The 25,321-nt window shown below is 41.1% G+C and carries 16 protein-coding genes, 18 tRNA genes, 3 rRNA genes and 2 riboswitches; of the genes, 3 read left to right on the top strand and 34 right to left on the bottom strand.

All coding sequences use genetic code 11. The features are described 5' to 3' along the window. Nucleotides 1-74 precede the first annotated feature (74 nt). Nucleotides 75-225: riboswitch (cyclic di-AMP (ydaO/yuaA leader) on the bottom strand. A 191-nt stretch (nt 226-416) separates the two neighbouring features. The 4 genes from AC3WSO_RS02350 to AC3WSO_RS02335 form a co-directional block, all read right to left on the bottom strand. After that, nucleotides 417-944: a PepSY domain-containing protein gene (locus AC3WSO_RS02350; RefSeq protein WP_492528376.1), complete on the bottom strand. Its 528-nt coding sequence runs from the start codon at nt 942-944 to the stop codon at nt 417-419. A gap of 243 nt (nt 945-1,187) precedes the next feature. Then, on the bottom strand, nt 1,188-1,859 hold the full coding sequence (locus tag AC3WSO_RS02345; RefSeq protein WP_492528374.1) for a PepSY domain-containing protein: 672 nt from the start codon (nt 1,857-1,859) through the stop codon (nt 1,188-1,190). After that, the gene (locus tag AC3WSO_RS02340; RefSeq protein WP_492528372.1) at nt 1,856-3,151 is read right to left on the bottom strand and encodes a sensor histidine kinase; all 1,296 of its coding nucleotides are present in this window, start codon (nt 3,149-3,151) and stop codon (nt 1,856-1,858) included. Before AC3WSO_RS02340 ends, AC3WSO_RS02345 begins: the two co-directional genes overlap by 4 nt. Then, entirely contained in the window at nt 3,141-3,836 is a 696-nt protein-coding gene (locus tag AC3WSO_RS02335; RefSeq protein ID WP_492528370.1) for a response regulator transcription factor, read from the bottom strand. The genes AC3WSO_RS02340 and AC3WSO_RS02335 overlap by 11 nt, the downstream gene beginning before the upstream one ends. Before the next feature lie 344 nt (nt 3,837-4,180). On the opposite strand from AC3WSO_RS02335, the gene AC3WSO_RS02330 reads away from it, so the two are divergent. Next, nucleotides 4,181-5,446 (top strand): Nramp family divalent metal transporter, encoded by a 1,266-nt coding sequence (locus AC3WSO_RS02330; protein ID WP_492528368.1) that lies wholly within the window; start codon nt 4,181-4,183, stop codon nt 5,444-5,446. Nucleotides 5,447-5,842: 396 nt separating this feature from the next. Here AC3WSO_RS02330 and AC3WSO_RS02325 read toward each other — a convergent pair whose 3' ends face one another. From AC3WSO_RS02325 to AC3WSO_RS02300, 6 genes are all read right to left on the bottom strand, one after another. Next, nucleotides 5,843-6,532 (bottom strand): ABC transporter permease, encoded by a 690-nt coding sequence (locus AC3WSO_RS02325; protein ID WP_492528366.1) that lies wholly within the window; start codon nt 6,530-6,532, stop codon nt 5,843-5,845. Continuing rightward, nucleotides 6,525-7,448, bottom strand: coding sequence for an ABC transporter ATP-binding protein (locus tag AC3WSO_RS02320; RefSeq protein ID WP_492528364.1), 924 nt, complete (start codon nt 7,446-7,448; stop codon nt 6,525-6,527). Before AC3WSO_RS02320 ends, AC3WSO_RS02325 begins: the two co-directional genes overlap by 8 nt. 137 nt (nt 7,449-7,585) lie before the next feature. Then, entirely contained in the window at nt 7,586-8,521 is a 936-nt protein-coding gene (locus tag AC3WSO_RS02315) for a sensor histidine kinase (protein ID WP_492528362.1), read from the bottom strand. Between the two features lie 9 nt (nt 8,522-8,530). Next, nucleotides 8,531-9,223 (bottom strand): response regulator transcription factor, encoded by a 693-nt coding sequence (locus AC3WSO_RS02310; protein ID WP_492528361.1) that lies wholly within the window; start codon nt 9,221-9,223, stop codon nt 8,531-8,533. 61 nt (nt 9,224-9,284) lie between these two features. Then, nucleotides 9,285-10,211, bottom strand: coding sequence for a serine hydrolase domain-containing protein (locus tag AC3WSO_RS02305; RefSeq protein WP_492528359.1), 927 nt, complete (start codon nt 10,209-10,211; stop codon nt 9,285-9,287). Between the two features lie 270 nt (nt 10,212-10,481). Then, nucleotides 10,482-11,945 carry an amino acid permease gene (locus tag AC3WSO_RS02300; protein WP_492528357.1) on the bottom strand — a complete coding sequence of 488 codons (1,464 nt, stop codon included), beginning with the start codon at nt 11,943-11,945 and terminating at the stop codon, nt 10,482-10,484. A gap of 83 nt (nt 11,946-12,028) precedes the next feature. Continuing rightward, a riboswitch (Lysine riboswitch) is annotated at nt 12,029-12,205 on the bottom strand. 173 nt (nt 12,206-12,378) lie between these two features. Between AC3WSO_RS02300 and AC3WSO_RS02295 the strand changes: the two genes are divergently transcribed. Further along, the gene (locus tag AC3WSO_RS02295) at nt 12,379-13,587 is read left to right on the top strand and encodes a CynX/NimT family MFS transporter (RefSeq protein ID WP_492528355.1); all 1,209 of its coding nucleotides are present in this window, start codon (nt 12,379-12,381) and stop codon (nt 13,585-13,587) included. 76 nt (nt 13,588-13,663) lie between these two features. Here AC3WSO_RS02295 and AC3WSO_RS02290 read toward each other — a convergent pair whose 3' ends face one another. From AC3WSO_RS02290 to AC3WSO_RS02180, 23 genes are all read right to left on the bottom strand, one after another. Next, a complete protein-coding gene (locus AC3WSO_RS02290; RefSeq protein WP_492528353.1) occupies nt 13,664-14,710 on the bottom strand; it encodes a nitric oxide synthase oxygenase in 1,047 nt (348 codons plus the stop codon). 407 nt (nt 14,711-15,117) lie between these two features. Further along, nucleotides 15,118-15,189: transfer RNA gene (locus AC3WSO_RS02285), tRNA-Glu, on the bottom strand. A 1-nt stretch (nt 15,190) separates the two neighbouring features. Beyond that, nucleotides 15,191-15,267, bottom strand: a tRNA-Asn gene (locus tag AC3WSO_RS02280). Between the two features lie 4 nt (nt 15,268-15,271). Further along, a tRNA-Ile gene (locus AC3WSO_RS02275) sits at nt 15,272-15,348 on the bottom strand. A 7-nt stretch (nt 15,349-15,355) separates the two neighbouring features. After that, nucleotides 15,356-15,429, bottom strand: a tRNA-Gly gene (locus tag AC3WSO_RS02270). 3 nt (nt 15,430-15,432) lie between these two features. Further along, nucleotides 15,433-15,508 (bottom strand) — tRNA-Phe (locus tag AC3WSO_RS02265). Between the two features lie 9 nt (nt 15,509-15,517). Next, nucleotides 15,518-15,610, bottom strand: a tRNA-Ser gene (locus AC3WSO_RS02260). Nucleotides 15,611-15,622: 12 nt separating this feature from the next. Beyond that, nucleotides 15,623-15,698, bottom strand: a tRNA-Ala gene (locus AC3WSO_RS02255). A 13-nt stretch (nt 15,699-15,711) separates the two neighbouring features. Beyond that, nucleotides 15,712-15,788 (bottom strand) — tRNA-Pro (locus AC3WSO_RS02250). Between the two features lie 18 nt (nt 15,789-15,806). Beyond that, nucleotides 15,807-15,883 (bottom strand) — tRNA-Arg (locus tag AC3WSO_RS02245). Between the two features lie 15 nt (nt 15,884-15,898). Next, nucleotides 15,899-15,971, bottom strand: a tRNA-Lys gene (locus AC3WSO_RS02240). 15 nt (nt 15,972-15,986) lie between these two features. Beyond that, a tRNA-Gln gene (locus AC3WSO_RS02235) sits at nt 15,987-16,061 on the bottom strand. A gap of 10 nt (nt 16,062-16,071) precedes the next feature. Further along, a tRNA-His gene (locus tag AC3WSO_RS02230) sits at nt 16,072-16,147 on the bottom strand. Nucleotides 16,148-16,194: 47 nt separating this feature from the next. Further along, nucleotides 16,195-16,268, bottom strand: a tRNA-Trp gene (locus AC3WSO_RS02225). 5 nt (nt 16,269-16,273) lie between these two features. After that, nucleotides 16,274-16,357 (bottom strand) — tRNA-Tyr (locus tag AC3WSO_RS02220). A 9-nt stretch (nt 16,358-16,366) separates the two neighbouring features. After that, nucleotides 16,367-16,439: transfer RNA gene (locus AC3WSO_RS02215), tRNA-Thr, on the bottom strand. Nucleotides 16,440-16,448: 9 nt separating this feature from the next. Continuing rightward, a tRNA-Asp gene (locus AC3WSO_RS02210) sits at nt 16,449-16,524 on the bottom strand. A gap of 4 nt (nt 16,525-16,528) precedes the next feature. Beyond that, a tRNA-Met gene (locus AC3WSO_RS02205) sits at nt 16,529-16,603 on the bottom strand. A 24-nt stretch (nt 16,604-16,627) separates the two neighbouring features. After that, nucleotides 16,628-16,703, bottom strand: a tRNA-Val gene (locus AC3WSO_RS02200). Between the two features lie 10 nt (nt 16,704-16,713). Then, nucleotides 16,714-16,829: ribosomal RNA gene (rrf, locus tag AC3WSO_RS02195) — 5S ribosomal RNA — on the bottom strand. Nucleotides 16,830-17,015: 186 nt separating this feature from the next. Beyond that, nucleotides 17,016-19,943 (bottom strand): 23S ribosomal RNA (locus AC3WSO_RS02190). A gap of 180 nt (nt 19,944-20,123) precedes the next feature. Next, nucleotides 20,124-21,675 (bottom strand): 16S ribosomal RNA (locus AC3WSO_RS02185). Together the 16S, 23S and 5S rRNA genes with 18 tRNA genes alongside form the textbook arrangement of a ribosomal RNA operon. Before the next feature lie 488 nt (nt 21,676-22,163). Continuing rightward, nucleotides 22,164-24,011, bottom strand: a complete 1,848-nt coding sequence (locus AC3WSO_RS02180) for an SLC13 family permease (protein ID WP_492528351.1) — start codon at nt 24,009-24,011, stop codon at nt 22,164-22,166. Nucleotides 24,012-24,405: 394 nt separating this feature from the next. Between AC3WSO_RS02180 and AC3WSO_RS02175 the strand changes: the two genes are divergently transcribed. After that, the gene (locus tag AC3WSO_RS02175; protein ID WP_492528349.1) at nt 24,406-24,717 is read left to right on the top strand and encodes a hypothetical protein; all 312 of its coding nucleotides are present in this window, start codon (nt 24,406-24,408) and stop codon (nt 24,715-24,717) included. Here the strand turns inward: AC3WSO_RS02175 and nadD are convergent. Beyond that, the gene (gene nadD / locus AC3WSO_RS02170; RefSeq protein ID WP_492528347.1) at nt 24,689-25,303 is read right to left on the bottom strand and encodes a nicotinate-nucleotide adenylyltransferase; all 615 of its coding nucleotides are present in this window, start codon (nt 25,301-25,303) and stop codon (nt 24,689-24,691) included. The two genes, AC3WSO_RS02175 and nadD, sit on opposite strands and share 29 nt — an antisense overlap. Nucleotides 25,304-25,321: the final 18 nt, after the last annotated feature.

Below are 25,321 nucleotides of genomic sequence, written 5' to 3'. Positions count from 1 at the left end.
GAATGAAGACAAAAAAGCCTACAAGTCATCACTAAAAAAGACTTGTAGACGCTCATTCGTCTGCCAAGCTCCACTTTTCTGCTCTTAACGCTTACGAGGTTAGCTGTCGGATTCGGGCCTGAGTAGCCCTACCCTTCAAAAATGAAGAGATTCACCCCAAGGATTACTTATATAATCCGTAAAAATTGGTTCCCCCGCGTCTAATTGCTTCAGCGATTTAGAAATTTGAAACTTTTATAATGATGTCATATTACGCCTGTAATTAAAAAAAGTAAAGAAGAAAATATTTCATTGTCAGGTGGTAAAAACATAGACATATCGATAGTTTAATTACCTACATTGTGCCGCTCATAATATCAATAAAATAAAAAGCTATCTTAAAAGTATTCCTCTACTTTTAAGATAGCTTTAGCATATTAGTCTTCCTTATCTTGTTCGAAGCTTACAATTTCTCCTGTAGATGCATCAACATCAACTTCGTATTCATACTGACCATTCTTAATTTCGATTTCATAAATACCATCATCAAGCTTAATTTTAGTTACTGTGCCATTTGCTTTTGTTAATGCCTTTTCGATAGCTTGCTCTTTTGTGATTTTAGTTGTTAGAGTGGCAGCAGTTACATGAACATCCAGATCATCGTCATCTCGACGTTCCTTCTTTTGCTTTAGCAGCTTCCCTGTATAGGCATCAAATTTCAAGTCATATTCTTCTGTATCTGTATGAACTTCTACCTCATAGACAGAACGATAACGATTCTGGTCTAGCTCAATATCAGCTACCGTTCCATTGACAACCGCTAGCGCCTTTTTCTCAATTTCCTGCATTGTTACAATCTTCTTCTCTTGAGCATTACCTGTTAATAATGTTGTTGAGCCAATAACAGCTCCAACACCAAGTGCACCGACTAACACTGGGATTAAAATCACTTTTTTCATGTTCATATGTCCATCTCTCCTTTGTTTTATCCCGCACACATCTGGCAGTAAAATCCAGTAAATGTCCGGTTGGTTCAGAGCAACAGATGTTGGTCACACAAGCTGCACCATGAAGTAATAGCTTGTGTTCCCCCTTATCTTCGAAGATGAAGAAAGCCACTCTGAACGAATTTCGCTTTAACTATTTTTAGCTTATCAAGCGAAGATGAAAGGACGATAAGAGAAACATTAAAATTTCATGAGAAGGCCTTAATGATCGTCATCCCAAGTAACAGACATAACCTTTCCTGAAACTGCATGTATTTGAAAGACAGCTTCGTCATCCTTCGTTTCAATTTCAACTAAATAGTAGCCACCATCCGCCGTTTCCTCATACTCAACTGAATCCACTTCCCCATTTAGTTGTTGGAGGGCAATCTTTATTGCTTGCGGTTCAGAAATAATTTTTTCTACTTCAGGTCGCTCAATTGGTTGAACATTTTTTTCAGATAACAACTCACCTGTAAAAGCATCGAGGGCCAACTCTTTTTGCCTATCCTCTTTTTCAACCCTGACGGTGTAAACATGTTCTGTTAACTTAACACTTTCTACACGCCCATATTCTTTTTTAACAAATTGACGTATTTGCGATTCTGTTAACAATAATTTACTTTCTGCCTCTATCAGTTTTAACGCTTTAATTTGTTGAGTAGTAGGATCTAGTATCGCTGTGTAAGTGGCTCTATCTCGCGTAAATATCATTTTATAGTCGTTTCCTTGCTTTTTAGCCTTTGTTACATGACCATTGTAGATTGTTTCAATATGGTCAATGGCCTCAGCTTCACTTAGAGGCTCGGCATGAAAAAAGCGATTTTGAGCATACCATAGTGTTACACTACAAAGAATGATGATGGCAACAATTATCAATAGCCATTTTTTCATTGTTGCCCCTCCTTTGGTACTCGTAATGTAAAGCTTGAGCCCTCACCAAGTGTACTTTCAACATCGATTATAATGCCCAATTGCCCTGCAAGCTCATGGGCAATAGCCAACCCTAAGCCAGACCCTCCAGTTTTACGATTACGGTCCTCATTCACACGATAAAAACGTTCAAACAAATGGGGAATATGCTCATTTGGAATCCCTGCTCCAAAATCTTGAATCGTAATAAGAACATGAGTGGTAGTTTCTTTAGCATGTATGAGGACTTCATCTTCACTATATTTACGGGCATTATCAAGTAAAATGAACAACAGTTGCCTCAACATTTTTTCGTCACTATAAATAGTATTTAGCATTTTAACCTCGACAATGAATGAGCGATGATAGGCTTGTTGCATTTGTAAAGCAATCTTATTTAAAAAGGGTGCAAGTTCTATCTGCATGCAGTGTACTTCAAAATGCTCGTTATTTTTGGCAAGCTCAAGTAATTGCAACACCATTTCATGCATACGTGCTGATTCATTCACAATGGCTTGTAGTGATTCCTGTGCTACCTCTTTATTTTCAAAACCTCTACGTACTAGCAATTTTGCATAGCTTTCAATTACAGTAATGGGCGTTTTTAATTCGTGGGAAGCATTCGATACAAATTGCTGTTGCTTTTGATAATGCCGCTCAAGCTTCTCCATCATCATGTTAAAAGTACGATGAATGTTTGTTAACTCGTCCCCACCCTGATCGGGTATTTCAATTTTTTCATACTTACCCGTCGTAGCACTTTTAAGCATCGTTTCATTTAACCGATTGAGTGGCAATAAAATAAGGCGACCGAGCGCTAAACTCGCTAAAAATATAGGAATTGTCGCAACGATTGATACGACTACCAATATCGCTTTTAGCAAACCTAATGTGCTCGCCACTTCTTCCATTGACTGTTGTAATTTTATTTGGACAACGGTTCCGTCCATCCAAATAGCTGGCATCGTAAAAGTAATGTACGGAACATCAGGCATCTCAAGCGTTGCCTGAACTTTCAATTTTAAGTGCTGTCCATCATCAATATAGACTGCGCCATCTGTTGGCATATAGGCTCTTAAGACTTGTTGTAAATCGGTTTGCTCGTTTAACTGACTTAATGTCGAGCTTAGTTCATTTGCTCTTGCTTGGAGCTGTTTATATTCGGTATTATAAGCAAACTTCTCATACAAAAAGTAAATACCACTATTTGTAGCTACTAATAAAACGAGCATTAATAATGTTGTTAGCAGATGAATTTTTGTTTTAAGTCTCATGTTTGTGCTCCTTTAGCACATACCCTACGCCACGCACCGTTTGGATAATTGGTGTATCGTTAGCAGCTTCAAGCTTTTGTCGTACATAGCGAATATAAACATCCACAACATTCGTATCACCGTAATAATCATAACCCCATACAGCCTCTAAAATTTGCTCTCTGGCCAGTACTTGCTTTGGATGCTTTAGTAAATATAAAAGCAAATCATATTCACGAGGTGTCAATTGAAGTTCTTTTCCATAATAAATTACCTCGCGTGTTTGTTCATTAATGGACAATTGTCCGAATGTCGGCTGAGTGTGTTGTAGATTTCCTTTTTGGGAGAATCTTAAAGCAGTCCGAATGCGAGCAAGTAATTCTTCAATATCAAACGGCTTCGTTATATAATCATTTGCTCCAAGATCCAGACCCTTTATCTTATCTTCCACTTCACTCTTTGCAGTTAGCATAATTACAGGCGTCTGTGATTCTGTTGCACGAATCCGTTTTAGTACATCAATCCCGCTCATCTCGGGTAGCATCACATCGAGTAAAATTAAATCCCATTGCTGCTCACGATATTTAAGCAAACCATCTGTCCCTGTATGTGCCATATCAGTTTTATAACCCTCAAATTGAAGCTCTAACTGTAGAACTCTTGCGATATTCTCTTCATCCTCTATTATTAAAATTCGATTGGTCATGTCGAATCAGTCCTCATCATTTTCTTTTCATGGTAAACGATATTAAGGGTGGAAGTCTAATTAGAAAATGATGAGAAGAACAATAAATTAAGCTCGACAACTAACGCAATCTCAGTACGGCAGTCTTCCAAATTTAAAAATCCAAATCTTATGACCTTATCAAGTGACACATTATTCTAATACTCCATATTTAATTTGCACATACTTTAACTACATTACTGAGCAAAAAATATAATGGGCAAAAATCTTCACATTTTTTTCCTAAAGCTATAGAATAGTAATATATCGTTTTCCTCTAGGAAACTTTATTTCATTAATGATACTTTTCGAAATGAGGGAACAACATGGTTTACAAACGAATGACAAAATCGTCTGCTGAGGCAGTTTTAGATGGAGATATTACAGGTTGGCGACGAATCTTACCGTTTCTTGGTCCAGCCTTCATCGCAGCAGTTGCCTATATTGATCCAGGCAACTTCGCAACAAATATTACAGCAGGTTCACAATATGGCTATCTATTGCTTTGGGTTATCGCTTTTTCTAATTTAATGGCAGTGTTAATTCAATCCTTGTCAGCAAAGCTTGGCATTGCTACAGGTAAAAATTTACCCGAAGTATCACGTGAACATTTTTCTAAAAAAACGTCTATCTTTTTATGGATACAGGCTGAATTGGTCATTATTGCAACAGACCTTGCAGAATTTATTGGTGCTGCATTAGGGCTGTACTTGTTATTCAATATTCCAATGTTGCCTGCAGCGCTTATTACAGCAGTTGGCTCATTTGCTATTTTAGAATTGCAGCGCAGAGGCTTTAGAGCATTTGAAGCAGGCATTTCTGGCATGGTGCTTATTGTCGTATTAGCATTTGCATTCCAAACATTTTTAGCACAGCCAAATTGGGGCGAAGTAACAATGGGCATGTTCACACCGCGCTTTGAGGGAGTAGATTCTATCTTACTCGCAACGGGTATTTTAGGAGCAACTGTCATGCCACACGCTATTTACTTGCATTCTTCATTAACCCAAAGTCGCATCGTTGGTCGAAACGATAACGAGAAGAAACGGATTTTCCGTTTTGAGTTTATTGATATTATTATCGCAATGATTATTGCCGGTGCCATCAATATGAGTATGCTTGTTATTGCTGCGGCAGTATTTCATACACAAGGCGTCGTAGTTGAAGATTTAGATATCGCTTATAACGGATTAAAAGAGGCGCTTGGTCCGATGGCAGCAGTGTCCTTTGGTCTTGGCCTTCTCATTGCAGGTCTTGCAAGTTCTTCAGTCGGTACACTGGCAGGTGACGTTGTGATGCAGGGCTTTATTAGAAAAAAAATACCGCTCTATTTACGCCGCGCTGTTACAATGTTACCGCCTCTAGTCATCATTGCATCCGGTGTGAATGCGACTTATGCGCTTGTCCTAAGTCAGGTTATTCTATCCTTTGGTATCGCATTTGCTCTTGTACCACTTGTACTGTTTACGAGTAAGCGTGACATCATGGGGAGCCTAGTCAACCATCGTATTACTACTATATTAGGATGGATCGTCGTGGTGATTGTAGTTACTTTAAATGTTTATTTATTATGGCAAACAATATTTGGTTAAAAAAATGCCAGACACAAAGACCTTAATTTGGTTTTGTGTCTGGCATTTCTACATGTAAGAGGAAAAAATATCTCATTGTAGTAGGCGTGACAATTGATAAAACTTATGACATATATATAGTTGATTGGAGTGGAGACTGGGCGACTCATTGGGATCAGCGATAGAGGAACGGAGGCTAAAAGCATCACATCCTGTGATAACGCCTCCGTGACCAACATCGGTGCCGCTGCCGCTTCGTTAGCACTACGCTTTCGCGCAAAAAACATCTGTTGGCCCGAGACCCTGGAGCGAGCAACGCGAGTGAAGCGGCTCATCGGACGCCCCCAGGAAGCTCTGCGCGAAAGCGTAGCTGCAGCGTCAAAGCGCCCAGTCGGAACGGAAATCAACCATACGCCCTTAAATATCTATCTTCTCAATGTTCCGAAATGATACGTAAGCCACGCTTATACCGATAATCGCTAAAGTGATAGGAATAAAAATAATATCATATAAGGTGAAGCTACCCGAATTTGATGATACGACCGATACAATTAATATTGATGATACAATCGTTGCCGGAATAGAGTATTTTCTCATACCGAAATACAATGGTATTAAAGCGATGCATGATGCTGAAACTGCATTCATGATCAAAGCGGGAATTCGTTGGATGATGATAGATACCGATAACGTATCTGGGAGCAATTGAAAACTCTCACTAACAGCACAAAAAATTGCTGTGACAAATATAGTCGATAAAACAATTGCACTAAAGGTAAAAAGAACAACTATGGCTAGCTTTGAAGCAATTAGTTTTTTTCTATTGATTGGGTACATAAAGGCTACAGTGATCGTTTTATATTTAAATTCCCCAATAATAAACTTGGCGATTAACACACTAGCAAAAATAATAAATACTGCTCTTACAAATGAATCTATCATGCCTAATGCCGTCTGATAAGTTCTAAAATCTACATCTCCTTCTACTTTAGTGATAAATATAAGCATAAATATAACAGCTAGTATTACAAAATTTGCGAAGACAGCTCGTTTTATATATAAACCAATATGATATTTTTTCATTTCTAAACGCATTAAATTAAGCACTAGTGACACCTCCATTGATTAACTTCAAGAAATAATCCTCTAATGAGCTTGTTTTTTTGCTAATGCCCTCAATTTCAATATCATGCTCAATCAATGTTTTAGATAGCACCTTTTGCGAAGCTGTCAATTCATAAATTCGAATACAATTGTCATCCACTAGTTTGAAATTAGTAATATTTAATGTACTTTCTAAAATAAAGGCAGCCTTTTTCCCATCATTAACAATCAATTCTATATAATTTGACTGACTACGATTGACAGCGTCCATAGATACTTCCTTCATTAATCTCCCATCCTTAATAACTCCAACTGTATCTGCCAACTGTTCAATTTCACCCAAAATGTGGCTAGAAATCATAATAGTAATGCCATACTCTTTACAAAGCATCTTGAATAACTCCCGAAGCTCTTTAATGCCGACTGGATCTAGCCCATTAATCGGTTCATCTAAAATAAGTAGTTCCGGCTTCGTAATAATTGCACGTGCAATACCCAAGCGTTGTTTCATTCCAAGTGAAAAGTCTTTTACACGTTTATTTTCCGTGTTTGTTAGTTTTACTAAATCTAGAACATGCGCGATTTCTTTCTTGTCATAATAGCCCATATATTCGCAATGTAATTCTAAAGTTTCCTTTGCCGTTAAATTTTCATAAAAAATTGGGTATTCAATAATTGTCCCCATCCTTTTCAGCACTTCGTATGAGCGGTCATTTAATTTCTCACCAAAGATTTCAATATCTCCACTCGTTGGCTTCGTAAGGTTTGTCAGCATTTTCATGACTGTCGTTTTTCCGGCACCATTAGGACCTAAAAAACCGTAGATCTCTCCTTTTTTCACATGCATAGTAACAGCAGAAACGACTTCTTTCCCCTCAAACACTTTCGTAAGCTGATTTGTCTTCACAATATATGTCATGTAAATCTCTCCCTTACTTTTAACTATCCTTATTATAAAAAATGAAACTCTCTAATTTATTAATGGATTCTTACAAATTTCTTAAGCGCAGAAGAAAAGCCTGTAAAGCATTTTAAATGCTCTACAAGCACGGCTGTTCAATACATCATTCGTTTTAAAGAAATTGTAAAAATGGTCTTCTCATATGGAATACTGGAAAGCTGGATAGAGCCATCCATTAATTCTACAAGACGTTTTGTAATCGTTAAGCCAAGTCCACTCCCTTGGAAGGATTTATTTCTAGAATCCTCAAGCGTATACATTCTTTCAAAAACATTATCGATATGATATTCGTCAATCCCTTTACCACGATCCCATACATCAATATAAATATTCGTATCATCAGTTCTTACTGTGAGTCCAATGATGTTTCCTGCCGCCCCATAGGCAATCGCATTTGACAATAAATTATTCAAAACTCTATCTAATGCTTCTTCATTACCAAGTGCATATACAGATATCTCCGGTATTGTTATATCAATCTCTAATCCCAATGACATGACCATATCGTAAAATGATAAAATGTTTTTACGGCAAATTTCATTTACGTTAATTTTTGTCATTGGGTAATCTGTATCTCCAGCCTCCAATTTTGCCAAATCAAAAAATGTATGGATTATTTTTAATACTTCCAATGTTTTCGAATGAACGCCAGTGAGCAAGCGCTGCCGCTCTTCGTCACTAAGTGATGGCTGTAGCTGCAGCATTTCCGTATAACCTAGCACAACAGTTAAAGGTGTTTTAAGATCATGCGAAATATTGGCCAACATTTTTTTCATGGAATCTTCCATTTTTAGATGTGTTGCTTGCACTTTTTGGTTGTGGTCTAACAATGCATTCATCGCGATTAGTAGCTGCTGTAATTCTTGATTAGCTGTCGATACTAAAATCTTTTCGTTCGATTGTTCATCAATGATTATTTGCAGCTTTTGATGCATGTATTGAATCTCAGCATCTTGTTGTTTCTTTGCCTTCATCTGAAAAATAATAATTCCTACTAGTAATACAATAATTAGCAATAGACATATAATCATGATGAATGTTTACCCTTCAAATTTGTAGCCGATCCCCCAAAGCGTTTTAATATACTTAGGGTTGGACGGATCGTCTTCAATTTTTTCTCGTAATCTTCTTATATGTACATTAATAATATTTTCATCTCCATAGTAAGCATCTTTCCAAATCAATTGATAAATTTGCTGTTTCGTAAAAACTCGATTACGATTTGTCACGAATAACGTTAAAATAGCAAATTCCTTTGACGTGAGCTTTACATTTTGTCCATTCCTCTCAACCGAAAAATTAACAAGGTCTATCGATAAGTTGTCTATCTTTACTATGTCTGCCTTATCCTCTACTTGACTGGAGTATTTTGTAGCTCTTCTTATTGCGGCTTTGACACGTGCCGAAAATTCCAGCATCGAAAACGGCTTGGCAATATAATCATCTGCCCCTAATCCTAACCCTAATGCTTTATCAACATCACTATCCTTGGCTGACATGATGATGATTGGAAGTGATGCTTGCTCTCTTATAATTTTTAAAACTTCTAATCCATTAAGCTTCGGTATCATAATATCCAAGATTACTAAATCAAAGGGATTGTTTAAACAATTTTGTAATGCTTCTTCCCCATTTACTGCAGAGGTGACAAGGAATCCCTCCATCGTTAAATAACTCTCTACCATTTCGCGAATGGCTTCGTCATCTTCTACTAATAAAATGTGCTTTTGCACTTCCATGCACCTCTATTCTAAAATGTAAAAATTTCATTTTATTGACTCATCACCATAACGATTATCTCAAGATGTGGTCCTTTATTAATTGAAGCGGTAATAAACTAGTTTCATACAAATCACCTGTGATAGTAATAACTAGTTCTTCCTTTGGCCAAATAAAAATATATTGCCCCCCAAAGCCTAATGCAAAGAAATATTGATTATCTTCCGAAAAAGCTTTAGTTTCATTCTGTTTATTTACCCACCAATGCATCCCGTAATAACCGATTTTTTCATAAGTCATTAAATTCGGCTTTATCGAATGATTAATCCAATCCTCTGAAACTATCCTTTTCTCGTTATATACGCCTTTCTTTAAAACTAAGAGCCCCACTTTCATCATATCTTCTACCTTTAATAAAAGACCATCTGCCCCTTTACTAATTTTCTTCTTATCCTCGTACCACTGATATTCTTGAATACCTAATGGTTGAAATAAATAACGATTGGCAAATTCTTTTGTTTTCATATTCGTAACTTGCTGCAATATAGCAGATAGTATATGGGAGCAACCCGAGTTATAATTCATATTCGTACCCACTGGATGTACCATCGGACGATTTATTATAAATTTTACTATATCAGAATGAAATACCATAGGAGCAAAATAATTCCATTCTCCGAATTCTGGGAAATCTAACCCTTCCGTCATTGTTAAAAGGTGATATATTGTCATATCCATTTTACGTTTGTCGTCTTGCCGTTCGAATAGTTCAGGAAAAAAAGAATGAACAGGTGTATGAACAGATTCCAAATATTTATGATCAATTGCAATACCAAATAGAATTGAAAGAATACTCTTTGTACAAGAATTAATTTTATGAAGCTTCTGTTGTTGTTTCTTGTTTTTATAGTATCGAAATGTCGTTTTACCGTGACTATTAATCAAAAAGGTATTAATCTTTTCTTTTTTTAATCTGTTTTGTAAAAATGGATAGTCTATCATCTTTCTCCCTCCTCTGATTATTTGTCTTCACCTATTAAGCTTTTACGTGTGGTTGATTTCCGTTCCGGCCGGGCGCTTTCCTGGGGGCACCCAGCCGGAACGGAAATCACCTAATATACAGAGCGTATATTTTTAAAAACGTCATCCACAACTTTCGGCTATAAACCTTAATTTACCATTTTTTCGTTTTCGTTTCATAGATATTTTGCGAAATAGTAAAAAAGCTGCTCCATAAACCATCATTCAATGGATTATAGAGCAGCTTTAATATTAGTCTTCCAGCTTTAAATCACATTGCTCAAGCGGAAGCATTTTCGTTTTATGCTTAATTTTATAGCCAAGCCATAACAGTAGGAACAGTGGAATACCGATATACGAGACAAGAACTCCGTACCAATCTACTGAACCACCCAAAAAGGCATTGTAGTTTTGTCCAATAACAACAATCATACAAACCGTAAAAGCAAATAGCGGACCGAATGGGAATAGTTTTGCTTTATACGGCAACAATTTCGGATCTAAGCCCTGTACGTCGAACGCTCGACGGAAACGGTAATGGCTAAATGCAATTCCTAGCCAAGCAATGAAGCCTGACATCCCAGAGGCATTTAGAAGCCACATGTAGACCACACCATCACCAAAGAATGAAGCTAAAAATGCTAGAGAGCCTACAGCTAAAGTCGCCAGTAATGCGTAAATTGGAATACCTCGACGGCTTAGTTTAGTGAAAAATTTCGGTGCATGTCCATCTACTGCTAATTGCCAAAGCATACGAGAAGATGCGTACAGCCCTGAATTCCCTGCTGACAGCATTGCCGTTAGAATGATAGCATTCATCAATGATGCGGCAAAGGCAATTCCTAAATTATCGAACACCAGTGTAAACGGTGAAACAGCGATATCTTCAGATAGCAAACGTGCGTCTGTAAACGGAATCAACAGACCAATTGCACCGATCGCTAAAATATAAAATAAAAGAATTCGCCAGAAAACGGACTTAACAGCTTTCGGAATATTTTTACCAGGATCATCTGTTTCACCTGCTGTTATTCCAAGTAATTCTGTTCCTTGGAACGAGAATCCCGCAGCTAAGAAAATACCAAATGTAGCAAGGAAACCACCGTGGAATGGTCCATCACTAACAAAGAAATTCGTAAAGCCTACCGGAGCGTTTCCTCCTAAAATACCAAATATCATTAAGAAACTGATGATAATAAAAATGATTACAGTTACAACCTTTATCATGGCAAACCAATATTCACTTTCACCATAGCTTTTTACCGATAATAGATTGAACGTTAAAACAACAACAATAAATAAAACAGTCCAAAGTGCTGATGAGCTATCTGGGAACCAATATTTCATAATCAATGATACAGCAGAAATTTCTGCCGCAATTGTAATTGCCCAGTTGTACCAATAGTTCCAACCAAGTGCAAAGCCTAGAGCTGGATCCACAAATTTTGTAGCATACGTACTAAATGAGCCCGATGATGGCATATAGGCTGCCATTTCGCCTAAGCTTGTCATTAAAAAATAAACCATGATACCGATTAATGCATAAGCAAGAAGCGCACCGCCAGGGCCTGCCTGTGCAATGGCACCACCACTAGCTAAAAACAATCCTGTACCGATTGTACCGCCTAATGAAATCATTGTAATGTGACGGCTTTTTAATTCTTTTTTCAACTTTGGCGCTTTATGGCCGAGCTGATTGACTTTAATTTCACTCACAATTTAACTTCCTTCCTTTTAAGAGGCGAAAAAAATGCCATCACATGAACGGCAGTGATGGCTAAGTAAATCCTCTGTTCTTTCAAAATGATAGCTCAACACGTTATCCAAACGTGACAGTTCTGTTCCTTTCGGAGACAGCCCCAGCATGAGGTTTTCAAGTCCCCTCACACTTCGGCAGTATTTCCTTTCAACTAATATCTTAAATGCTTGTCATTTCCATTAGCATACTCTTAAATACCGCGACCTCTACCTCAATATAAACATGAGGCATATTATTAAATTTATGATGAATATTATTCTAACATATGACTTATGGCATTTCAATAACTCGAATAACATTCTATATTTTGCGAATTTTCAACTATTTTTATTGTTGTGATAAAGTGGTATAGTGGTTCAATCATAATTGTTCTAACAGGGGGGGATTTATTTGACTACTCATGAACATACCGATACTTATCCTAGCAGGAAAATTAACTGGAAAGGTACAACCTTATTACTAGTGATCGGCGTAATTTGTATTGCCTCGACATTACGGATGCCGCTAACAGTTGTTGGACCTATTATTTCCTTTATCCGAGAAGACCTCGGCATATCCTATGCATTAGCGGGCTTTCTAACAACAATCCCATTGCTAGCATTTGCAATTATCTCACCTTTTGTACCAATTGTCGCACGTAAAATCGGGCTAGAACTAACATTATTTTTATCGACTATTCTTTTGGCATTAGGGATTGTACTACGCTCCCTCGGCACAACTAGTTTGCTCGTATTTGGCACTGCGCTAATTGGTATAGCCATTTCATTTGGTAACGTACTTATTCCAGGATTACTTAAATTGAAGTTTCCTTATCACGTAGGTTTGCTTATGGCATTTTTCACTATGTCGATGAATTTGACAGCTGGGCTCGGCGCTGGCATTAGCTATCCTGTTGCCCATTCATCCATTGGCTGGCAAGGTGCACTTGCAGTCGCACTTGTTCTTGTAGCGTTAACCATTTTAATTTGGATTCCACAGTTGAAATTTAATAAGCCTGAGCCTAATGTTAAATCTACGAAAGAGCGTACACCTTTATGGAAATCACCTGTTACTTGGGCAGTAGCGGGAGCTATGGGATTTCAGTCGTTATTATTCTATACAACTGCTGCTTGGATTCCTGAAATATATATAGCACAAGGATTAGCTGCAGATCGTGCAGGATGGATGTTTTCCATCATGCAATTTTCACAAGTCCCAATGGCCTTAGCTGTGCCTATTATCGCTAGTAAAATGATATCTCAGCGACCTCTCGTATTCATGTTTACGGCATTTTACTTAATTGGCTTTATCGGACTAGTAATGGAATGGACCAACCTCGCTATACTTTGGATGGTGCTACTAGGCTTAGCCGGAGGAGCTTCATTCTCATTAGCAATGATGTTCTTTACATTACGTACCCGTACAGCTTTTGAGGCAGCTGATTTATCAGGTTTTGCACAATCATTAGGGTATTTATTAGCCGCAATCGGTCCAATCTTATTCGGTTATTTACATGATATATTTGGTGGCTGGGATATTACTGGTTGGTTATTTGTTGTCGTAGCACTCATACTCTTCTTATGTTCATTTAGAGCTTCTAAAAATGAATATATAAATTAAAAAAGGTAGCTCATAATCTTATCTCAGCAGGTGTGGACACTCGCTGAAATAAGTTAACGTGAGCTGCCTTTCTCTTTCAATAAGGTGGTTTCTGATAAAAATAGTTAGGTGTATTGTAAACATTAACATAAGGCTTGTGATAAATATGAGTTGTAGCTGGCGAAAGAGGTGGAATCAACCATGTCCAATTGCCTGTAACCTCTCGATTTGCTGCTGTTTCTGAGTCCTCAAACAATTTAAATTGCTGTGCAGCTGTATGATGATCTACAATGCTCACACCATCTTTTTTAAAAGAATGTAGAACGGCCATATTCAGCTCAACTAATGCTCGGTCACGCCATAGAGAAGCCTGTTTAGTTGTATCAAGGTTAAAAATTTCTGCTATAGCAGGTAGCATATTATAGCGCTCATGATCTGCTAAATTACGTGCCCCGATTTCTGTACCCATATACCAACCATTGAATGGAGCTGCCTCAAAGTCGATACCTGCCATTTGGAAGCGCATGCTCGAAATAATCGGCACTGCATACCATTTTAATCCTAGCTTTTCTACTTGAGAAGATTCTGGGTGGCGAATCGGTACCTCTAGTACATATTCGTCAGGGATCAAAAACACTTGTGGCTCTCTGTCATCCACCTGTACGACAAGCGGAAGCACATCAAATGCTGTTCTCTCACCTTGCCAGCCAAGTGATTCACATACTTTTGTAAACGCAACGGAATGCGGATCACCAACGATTCCAGATTCCGTTTCATAGCCAGCATAGCGGATTAGCTGATGATTCCATATACGAACTCGCCCTGGTGCAAAAATCGTTATTGTCGGACGAATTTTCCCATCGTTTGTTGCGTATTGAATATGTTTAAGCAAAGCGTTGAAGATATCCTCTTCATGTGAAAGATCACGGGCATCTTTAACATGCAGCGATTGCCAAAACAATCGACCAATACATTTATTACTATTACGCCACGCGACTTGTGCACCAAAGATTAGTTCTTCCGTTGTCGGTGTATATTCTCCAGTTGTTTTAATATACTGTAATCTATTTTCTAGCCATGTTTTTGACTCGTTTTGCTCTACTTGATAAAGTTCTAAAAATCGTTGTACTTCATGTAAATTCATATCGAACTCCTCCATCTACCCTCATATTAGAGGAATGGAACTATTATCACCACGAAAAAATCTGCAAAAAAACATACATATTTTATATATGAAATACTTTGTTCAATATTTCTTATCATTTTGAGGGATTAGGGAAAAGATAGACACCTTCGCTTCAAGTGCTATTATGAGAATTTCGGGGGATTATAGAGGACAAAGCCTTTTTGTATGTAAAAATTGGTTATACAAGAGATATCTTCAGTTGCAAGTTCGATTTTATTTATCATGATTAAGCCCTTCGCAATACTTAGGAATAGACGTTATTACACGACCATTAGAAATAAAACTTCCTTAACACAAAGGGTGATCCTTTTTAGCTTTTAATTGGCATAAAAAAAGCATGTTACACAAATGTGCAACATGCTTGATGACCCCTACGGGATTCGAACCCGTGTTACCGCCGTGAAAGGGCGGTGTCTTAACCACTTGACCAAGGGGCCGTGGCTCCGAAGGCAGGACTCGAACCTGCGACAACCTGATTAACAGTCAGGTGCTACTACCAACTGAGCTACTTCGGAATAATGGTGGGCCTAAATGGACTCGAACCATCGACCTCACGCTTATCAGGCGTGCGCTCTAACCAGCTGAGCTATAGGCCCATTATTTTGGAGCGGGTGATGAGAATCGAACTCACGACATCAGCTTGGAAGGCTGAGGTTTTACCATTAAACTACACCCGCAAATGGTGGGTCAGGACGGAATCGAACCGCCGACACTTAGAGCTTCAATCTAATGCTCTACCAACTGAGCTACTGACCCGAAAAAATATGGAGGAGGTAGAGGGATTCGAACCCCCGCGCGGTGTTACCCGCCTGTCGGTTTTCAAGACCGATCCCTTCAGCCAGACTTGGGTATACCTCCGTAATATATAAATGGTGGAGCCTAGCGGGATCGAACCGCTGACCTCCTGCGTGCAAGGCAGGCGCTCTCCCAGCTGAGCTAAGGCCCCTTGTTAGGAAAGATGGTCGGAATGACAGGATTCGAACCTACGACCCCTTGGTCCCAAACCAAGTGCTCTACCAAGCTGAGCTACATTCCGATACTATTAGGCTTTATTTGGCGCGCCCGACAGGAGTCGAACCCATAACCTTCTGATCCGTAGTCAGACGCTCTATCCAATTGAGCTACGGGCGCATTTATAAAAACTGATGAGCCATGAAGGACTCGAACCTTCGACCCTCTGATTAAAAGTCAGATGCTCTACCAACTGAGCTAATGGCTCCTATTAAAAAATGAATGGCTGGGGTACTAGGATTCGAACCTAGGCATGACGGAATCAAAATCCGTTGCCTTACCGCTTGGCTATACCCCAATTATTAAAATGGGGCGACTGATGGGAATCGAACCCACGAATGCCGGAACCACAATCCGGTGCGTTAACCACTTCGCCACAATCGCCACTATATATAATCACAGTAGTGTTTGATAACGAGTACCTAGAAACCTGGCAGGGGCAGTAGGAATCGAACCCACACCAAAGGTTTTGGAGACCTCTATTCTACCGTTGAACTATGCCCCTAAAAATGGTGGAGGGGGACGGATTCGAACCGCCGAACCCTAAGGAGCGGATTTACAGTCCGCCGCGTTTAGCCTCTTCGCTACCCCTCCAAGGGATGATGCCGGCGATAGGAGTCGAACCCACGACCTACTGATTACAAGTCAGTTGCTCTACCAACTGAGCTACACCGGCAAAAAAAAATGGCGGTCCCGACCGGGATCGAACCGGCGATCTCCTGCGTGACAGGCAGGCATGTTAACCGCTACACCACGGGACCATTTTGGTTGCGGGGGCCGGATTTGAACCAACGACCTTCGGGTTATGAGCCCGACGAGCTACCACTGCTCCACCCCGCGATAATAGAGTGCTTGATAAAAAAATGGTGGAGGATGACGGGCTCGAACCGCCGACCCCCTGCTTGTAAGGCAGGTGCTCTCCCAGCTGAGCTAATCCTCCTGGGTATAATGCCTAGCGACGTCCTACTCTCACAGGGGGAAGCCCCCAACTACCATCGGCGCTAAAGAGCTTAACTTCCGTGTTCGGTATGGGAACGGGTGTGACCTCTTTGCCATCATCACTAGACTATTTTCGGCTTTCAATATACGTCGCATTTCTTCGTCAGCTTCAGTCGTTCAGTCAGTCACGTACTTAAGTACGCTCCTTCCCTCTCTCCATCGCTTCCTCGAACTACTCGTATCTTGAAACCCTATATGAAAGAAATTGTTCTTTCAAAACTGGATAAACGGTTCATTGAATGTTTCAAACATGTTGGTTAAGTCCTCGATCGATTAGTATTCGTCAGCTCCATGTGTCACCACACTTCCACCTCGAACCTATCTACCTCATCGTCTTTGAGGGATCTTACTTACTTGCGTAATGGGAAATCTCATCTTGAGGGGGGCTTCATGCTTAGATGCTTTCAGCACTTATCCCGTCCACACATAGCTACCCAGCGATGCCTTTGGCAAGACAACTGGTACACCAGCGGTGTGTCCATCCCGGTCCTCTCGTACTAAGGACAGCTCCTCTCAAATTTCCTACGCCCACGACGGATAGGGACCGAACTGTCTCACGACGTTCTGAACCCAGCTCGCGTACCGCTTTAATGGGCGAACAGCCCAACCCTTGGGACCGACTACAGCCCCAGGATGCGATGAGCCGACATCGAGGTGCCAAACCTCCCCGTCGATGTGGACTCTTGGGGGAGATAAGCCTGTTATCCCCGGGGTAGCTTTTATCCGTTGAGCGATGGCCCTTCCATGCGGAACCACCGGATCACTAAGCCCGTCTTTCGACCCTGCTCGACTTGTAGGTCTCGCAGTCAAGCTCCCTTGTGCCTTTACACTCTACGAATGATTTCCAACCATTCTGAGGGAACCTTTGGGCGCCTCCGTTACCTTTTAGGAGGCGACCGCCCCAGTCAAACTGTCCGCCTGACACTGTCTCCTGCCCCGCTAAGGGGCATGGGTTAGAATTTCAATACAACCAGGGTAGTATCCCACCGACGCCTCCTTCGAAGCTGGCGCTCCGAGATCTCTGGCTCCTACCTATCCTGTACAAGTTGTACCAAAATTCAATATCAGGCTACAGTAAAGCTCCACGGGGTCTTTCCGTCCTGTCGCGGGTAACCTGCATCTTCACAGGTACTATAATTTCACCGAGTCTCTCGTTGAGACAGTGCCCAGATCGTTACGCCTTTCGTGCGGGTCGGAACTTACCCGACAAGGAATTTCGCTACCTTAGGACCGTTATAGTTACGGCCGCCGTTTACTGGGGCTTCAATTCGCAGCTTCGCTTGCGCTAACCACTCCTCTTAACCTTCCAGCACCGGGCAGGCGTCAGCCCCTATACGTCACCTTACGGTTTTGCAGAGACCTGTGTTTTTGCTAAACAGTCGCCTGGGCCTATTCACTGCGGCTCTCATGCGCTTGCACGCTCAAGAGCACCCCTTCTCCCGAAGTTACGGGGTCATTTTGCCGAGTTCCTTAACGAGAGTTCTCTCGCACACCTTAGGATTCTCTCCTCGACTACCTGTGTCGGTTTGCGGTACGGGCACCTCTCACCTCGATAGAGGCTTTTCTTGGCAGTGTGAAATCAGGAACTTCGTCCATACGGACTCGCCATCACAGCTCAACGTTACAGTGTGCGGATTTGCCTACACACACGCCTTACTGCTTGGACGCGCATATCCAACAGCGCGCTTACCCTATCCTACTGCGTCCCCCCATTTCTCAAACGGTGAGGAGGTGGTACAGGAATATCAACCTGTTGTCCATCGCCTACGCCTATCGGCCTCGGCTTAGGTCCCGACTAACCCTGAGCGGACGAGCCTTCCTCAGGAAACCTTAGTCATACGGTGGACGGGATTCTCACCCGTCTTTCGCTACTCATACCGGCATTCTCACTTCTAAGCGCTCCACCAGTCCTTCCGATCTGACTTCAACGCACTTAGAACGCTCTCCTACCACTGACATCGTAGATGTCAATCCACAGCTTCGGTGAATCGTTTAGCCCCGATACATTTTCGGCGCAGCGTCACTCGACCAGTGAGCTATTACGCACTCTTTAAATGATGGCTGCTTCTAAGCCAACATCCTGGTTGTCTGTGCAACGCCACATCCTTTTCCACTTAACGATTACTTTGGGACCTTAGCTGGTGGTCTGGGCTGTTTCCCTTTTGACTACGGATCTTATCACTCGCAGTCTGACTCCCGTGTATAAATATCTGGCATTCGGAGTTTGTCTGAATTCGGTAAACCGGGATGGCCCCCTAGTCCAAACAGTGCTCTACCTCCAGTATTCTCATCACGAGGCTAGCCCTAAAGCTATTTCGGAGAGAACCAGCTATCTCCAAGTTCGATTGGAATTTCTCCGCTACCCACACCTCATCCCCGCACTTTTCAACGTGCGTGGGTTCGGGCCTCCAGTAAGTGTTACCTCACCTTCACCCTGGACATGGGTAGATCACCTGGTTTCGGGTCTACGACCACGTACTATTTCGCCCTATTCAGACTCGCTTTCGCTGCGGCTCCGCCTTCTAAAGCTTAACCTCGCACGTAATCGTAACTCGCCGGTTCATTCTACAAAAGGCACGCTATCACCCATTAACGGGCTCTAACTACTTGTAGGCACACGGTTTCAGGATCTCTTTCACTCCCCTTCCGGGGTGCTTTTCACCTTTCCCTCACGGTACTGGTTCACTATCGGTCACTAGGTAGTATTTAGCCTTGGGAGATGGTCCTCCCGGATTCCGACGGAATTTCACGTGTTCCGCCGTACTCAGGATCCACTCAGGAGAGAACGAACTTTCGACTACAGGGCTTTTACCTGCTCTGGCGGACCTTTCCAAGTCGCTTCATCTAACTCGCTCTTTTGTAACTCCGTATAGAGTGTCCTACAACCCCAAGAGGCAAGCCTCTTGGTTTGGGCTCTTCCCGTTTCGCTCGCCGCTACTCAGGGAATCGATTTTTCTTTCTCTTCCTCCAGGTACTTAGATGTTTCAGTTCCCTGGGTCTGCCTTCAAGACGCTATGTATTCACGTCAAGATACTACGCGATTAAACGTAGTGGGTTCCCCCATTCGGAAATCTCCGGATCAAAGCTCACTTACAGCTCCCCGAAGCATATCGGTGTTAGTGCCGTCCTTCATCGGCTCCTAGTGCCAAGGCATTCGCCGTGCGCCCTTAATAACTTAACCAAGTTATTAAGCCTATAAAAAACTTAAAAAATAAATGTGTTTGTTACAATTTCAATGTCGTTTTATCCAGTTTTCAAAGAACAAGTTTTGAAGTATTTCATTCAGAAGAATGAACCTTCAAAACTGAACGCAAAACGTAATCTTACAAACCCTAGGTTTGTATTCCGAAAATATCCTTAGAAAGGAGGTGATCCAGCCGCACCTTCCGATACGGCTACCTTGTTACGACTTCACCCCAATCATCTATCCCACCTTCGGCGGCTGGCTCCAAAAGGTTACCCCACCGACTTCGGGTGTTACAAACTCTCGTGGTGTGACGGGCGGTGTGTACAAGGCCCGGGAACGTATTCACCGCGGCATGCTGATCCGCGATTACTAGCGATTCCGGCTTCATGTAGGCGAGTTGCAGCCTACAATCCGAACTGAGAACGACTTTATCGGATTAGCTCCCTCTCGCGAGTTGGCAACCGTTTGTATCGTCCATTGTAGCACGTGTGTAGCCCAGGTCATAAGGGGCATGATGATTTGACGTCATCCCCACCTTCCTCCGGTTTGTCACCGGCAGTCACCTTAGAGTGCCCAACTAAATGATGGCAACTAAGATCAAGGGTTGCGCTCGTTGCGGGACTTAACCCAACATCTCACGACACGAGCTGACGACAACCATGCACCACCTGTCACCGTTGTCCCCGAAGGGAAAACCATATCTCTACAGTGGTCAACGGGATGTCAAGACCTGGTAAGGTTCTTCGCGTTGCTTCGAATTAAACCACATGCTCCACCGCTTGTGCGGGCCCCCGTCAATTCCTTTGAGTTTCAGTCTTGCGACCGTACTCCCCAGGCGGAGTGCTTAATGCGTTAGCTGCAGCACTAAGGGGCGGAAACCCCCTAACACTTAGCACTCATCGTTTACGGCGTGGACTACCAGGGTATCTAATCCTGTTTGCTCCCCACGCTTTCGCGCCTCAGCGTCAGTTACAGACCAGAAAGTCGCCTTCGCCACTGGTGTTCCTCCAAATCTCTACGCATTTCACCGCTACACTTGGAATTCCACTTTCCTCTTCTGCACTCAAGTCCCCCAGTTTCCAATGACCCTCCACGGTTGAGCCGTGGGCTTTCACATCAGACTTAAAGGACCGCCTGCGCGCGCTTTACGCCCAATAATTCCGGACAACGCTTGCCACCTACGTATTACCGCGGCTGCTGGCACGTAGTTAGCCGTGGCTTTCTAATAAGGTACCGTCAAGGTACAGCCAGTTACTACTGTACTTATTCTTCCCTTACAACAGAGTTTTACGATCCGAAAACCTTCTTCACTCACGCGGCGTTGCTCCATCAGGCTTTCGCCCATTGTGGAAGATTCCCTACTGCTGCCTCCCGTAGGAGTCTGGGCCGTGTCTCAGTCCCAGTGTGGCCGATCACCCTCTCAGGTCGGCTACGCATCGTCGCCTTGGTGAGCCGTTACCTCACCAACTAGCTAATGCGCCGCGGGCCCATCTTATAGCGACAGCCGAGACCGTCTTTCAGTATTTCACCATGAAGTAAAATAGATTATTCGGTATTAGCCCCGGTTTCCCGGAGTTATCCCAAACTATAAGGTAGGTTGCCCACGTGTTACTCACCCGTCCGCCGCTAACGTCAAAGGAGCAAGCTCCTTTTCTGTTCGCTCGACTTGCATGTATTAGGCACGCCGCCAGCGTTCGTCCTGAGCCAGGATCAAACTCTCCATAAAAGAAATTTGATTAGCTCAAATTGTTTTGCTGGCATCATGTTTGATGTCCAAAATTTTGTTTCGTTCACCAACTCAAGGTTAGCTACTAAAAACTTTATTGATTACGTTTTGCTTGTTCAGTTTTCAAGGTTCATTTCGTCACCACTTTTCAGCAGCAACTCTTATATAATAACACGCTACAAACCCGATGTCAACAACTAATTTCATTTAATTTAATTGTTTTTCAGAAGTTATCTTAGCGACTCGTATAATATTACACTCCTGATTCAAAAAGGTCAACACTTTTTCTAATAAAATTTTATACTTTTTCATTTCATTGAAAAACTTCCTATTTATATATTTACGAAAAAAATTATCATTAAACTCTACATCTTTAGTTAATTTAACTTTTTATTAGTATCTAAAATAGAATTTTAACATAACCATCAATAAAAAATTAATAGATTTCATAAAAAATAAATAAAAAACTCGGTATAGAAACCGAGCTTTTAAAATGGAAAGAAAAATGGAATTGCCAGCATCATAACGATAAACATAATAATCTGTAATGGTATTCCAATCTTCACAAAGTCCATAAACTTATAACCGCCAGCTGTCATAACTAGCGCATTTGTTGGGGAAGCAATCGGAGTAACAAACGCCATACTTGCTGCTACAGCAACAGCAATCATAAATGTCGTTGGACTTGCTCCCATCGCAATCGCAGCATTCATCGCAATCGGTGCGAATAATACAGCAGTGGCTGTATTACTAATAAACTGACCAAAGACTGCAGTTAAAACGTAAACTCCGATCAGTACTCCGTAAGGTCCATAGTTTCCAAGCGCATTAATAATACCATCAGATAAGATGGCCATACCACCTGTTTTTTCCAATGCAGTCGCCATCGGAAGCATTGCAGCTACAAGTACAATACTCTCAAAATTCATATTGCTGTATGCATCTTCCATATTACGTAAACAACCTGTTAATATCATCAATACGGCGCCAATCATAACGGAAATAACAGCAGGGAAAATTTCAAAAGCCATTAGCACAATCATTAAAAGCATAATGATACCTGCAATACCGGCTTTCCCCGTCGCTGCAGCTACACTAGCATGCTCTTTTGGCTGACCAACAACAACGACATCCTGTGTTTCCCTTGCAAGTAATAAAATTTCATCCCATGCACCTTGTACTAAAACGGCATCTCCAAATTTTAATTTATGCGTCACCATATCTTGCAGCTTATAGCCACCTCTACGATTGATGCCAATTATATTAAGATTATATTTCTCCCGGAAGCCTAGGGTGCTTACGGTCTTATTAATAAAGCTAGAATTTGGTGTCAATAATACCTCAGCAATACCAAGATGCTTCGATACTAATTCATCAGCCTCTCCTTCAGCCAGTTCCTGCATCTCCAGACTATAATCAGAAGCAAAACGACGAATATTCTCTTCCTCACCTTGGACGTACAATTCATCTTTGGCATGGATCACACTTGTCGGACCTGCCATTTCCTGATATGTCACTGGTAAAAAATTTATACCTTCTTGAGATCGTCGGTGAATTTTCATCATACAAAGCGTATATTTGGCCGGAAGCTTCAATTCTGCTAATGTTGCGTCAATAATCGACGAATCCTCGGGCACAAACACTTTAAACAAACGATTATTTAAATCATATTGCTTAATAATTTTCTTCGGAGATAGTCTATAATCAGCTTTTGTTTGTGTACGACTTTTTTCATTTGGTAAAAGAATGTTGCGCACAAGTACTAAATAGGTAATACCAACAATCATCCCTACAATACCGATGGGTGTTACTTCGAAAAAACCTAGTTTATTGTAACCACGATCGACCAATAACTGACTAACGATAAGATTTGTCGGTGAAGCAATAAGTGTCATAAGCCCAGAAAGACTTGCAACATAAGAAAGTGGTAGTAAAAATTTTGACGGACTTACTTTCATGCTAATCGCAATACTAACAACTATCGGCATCATCAAAGCTACAGTACCTGTATTACTCATAAATGCACCGACAGAACCTACAATAATGAGCAATAATACAAATAATTTCAACTCACTATTACCTGACCACTTTAGCAACAATTGCCCTGCCATCCCTGCAAGTCCTGTTCGTAAAATTCCTGCACCCACGACAAACAGCCCTGCAATCATTAAAACTACAGAGTTTGAAAAACCAGCTAATGCTTCTGCGGGTGTTAAAATATCCGTAATGACAAATGCTAGAAGTGACACAATCGCAACGAGGTCCGCTCGTACTTTATTAGTCACAAATGCAAAAATTGTCGCTCCTAAAATAAGAAATGTTAATGTAAGCTGCACTTCTAAGAATTCCTTTCTGACATTAAATCATTGTGTTTTACAAAAGGTTATACACAAAACCTGTTTCTATATCACTTAGATTTATTATATCTTACCCTAGACAACAAATGAGAAAGTTCACCATCTTTTCGAAATAAAAGTCTCGTCACATAACGTGAGGTTGATTTCCGTTTCAGCTGGGCGCTTTCCTAGGGGCGTCCGATGAGCCGCTTCGCTTCGCTGCAGGGTCTCATCTGTGACGCTAATCCCCAAGGAGTCGCCCAGCCTTCACTACAATCAACAACTTATCGACCAAAATAAACATAAAATAATACGTATCATTAAACTAATGTTGATTTCCACTCTGAGTTGGTGCTTTCAGCGCAAGCTCATCCCGTAGGAGTCGACATTCTCCGTGAAGAATCAACAACTCCTGATCATTAGTATTTGTAGGAAAGCTGCATCAAAAAAGTATAGCGATGTAAAACCTTTAAAACCCTACCTTAATTATAATGAAATATATTTTGATTATTTTTCATCCAAAGTAAACCTCTCCCCGAACGAAAAACAGGACCGTTCTGATGCTCCTTGCAATATCCTACACGGCGGGGTCTATCGATTAAATTATCCATACAGCTTTTCAGCAAATAGCGAAGCGCGGTATTATCCCGCACTCTCATGTATCGACCCTAGCTTGATTATTTTTGATAAAGATTATGCTCTTTAATATAGTCATAACAAGCTTCAGGGAGTAGGTATCTTGGTTCACCACCCATTGCAAATTCTTCTCGAATATAGGTAGAGCTAATTTCCATCGCTAACCCTTTATCAATTAAATGGAATCTTCCATCATCATGATTCCTCAAAATAGGAGAACGACTAATTGTTGATAACATATCTATTCCGTGCCTTGCCATTACAATAAATTTATTCTCAGCTACTAACGCATCTCCCCTTTTCCACAATCCTGCACCAATATCAACTAATAAATCAGCGCCCATAATAAAATGAATTTCATCATTCGGGTGTTGTTCTCTAAAATATTTCATCGTGTCATACGTATAAATATTCCAGCCTTCTTGCTCCATTTCATATGAATCTGCAATAAAACGCTCATCCTTAGCAATAGCCAAATGCAGCATATTCCAGCGATGCGTATTCTTTGTTTTTATCTCCTTGTCTTTTCGTTTGTTTGAGCAAGGTAAAAAGATCACTTTATCTAATTTGCAACGATGTGCGACTGTGCTTGCAGTCCAAAGGTGAACATTTGTAATTGGATCAAAAGATGATCCGTAAATCCCTATTTTCGCCATTTCCTACCTCCCATTCCA

Source organism: Lysinibacillus sp. EB106-09-02-XG168, from assembly GCF_058791475.1.
Note: the sequence above shows the minus strand (reverse complement) of the source record. Positions and strands in the feature narration are given on the sequence as shown.

What these genes read in the sequence shown, in the direction of transcription:
- AC3WSO_RS02350 (WP_492528376.1), bottom strand. Translation starts at nt 944, where the DNA reads ATGAACATGAAAAAAGTGATTTTAATCCCAGTGTTAGTCGGTGCACTT.
- AC3WSO_RS02345 (WP_492528374.1), bottom strand. Translation starts at nt 1,859, where the DNA reads ATGAAAAAATGGCTATTGATAATTGTTGCCATCATCATTCTTTGTAGT.
- AC3WSO_RS02340 (WP_492528372.1), bottom strand. Translation starts at nt 3,151, where the DNA reads ATGAGACTTAAAACAAAAATTCATCTGCTAACAACATTATTAATGCTC.
- AC3WSO_RS02335 (WP_492528370.1), bottom strand. Translation starts at nt 3,836, where the DNA reads ATGACCAATCGAATTTTAATAATAGAGGATGAAGAGAATATCGCAAGA.
- AC3WSO_RS02330 (WP_492528368.1), top strand. Translation starts at nt 4,181, where the DNA reads ATGGTTTACAAACGAATGACAAAATCGTCTGCTGAGGCAGTTTTAGAT.
- AC3WSO_RS02320 (WP_492528364.1), bottom strand. Translation starts at nt 7,448, where the DNA reads ATGACATATATTGTGAAGACAAATCAGCTTACGAAAGTGTTTGAGGGG.
- AC3WSO_RS02315 (WP_492528362.1), bottom strand. Translation starts at nt 8,521, where the DNA reads ATGATTATATGTCTATTGCTAATTATTGTATTACTAGTAGGAATTATT.
- AC3WSO_RS02305 (WP_492528359.1), bottom strand. Translation starts at nt 10,211, where the DNA reads ATGATAGACTATCCATTTTTACAAAACAGATTAAAAAAAGAAAAGATT.
- AC3WSO_RS02290 (WP_492528353.1), bottom strand. Translation starts at nt 14,710, where the DNA reads ATGAATTTACATGAAGTACAACGATTTTTAGAACTTTATCAAGTAGAG.
- nadD (WP_492528347.1), bottom strand. Translation starts at nt 25,303, where the DNA reads ATGGCGAAAATAGGGATTTACGGATCATCTTTTGATCCAATTACAAAT.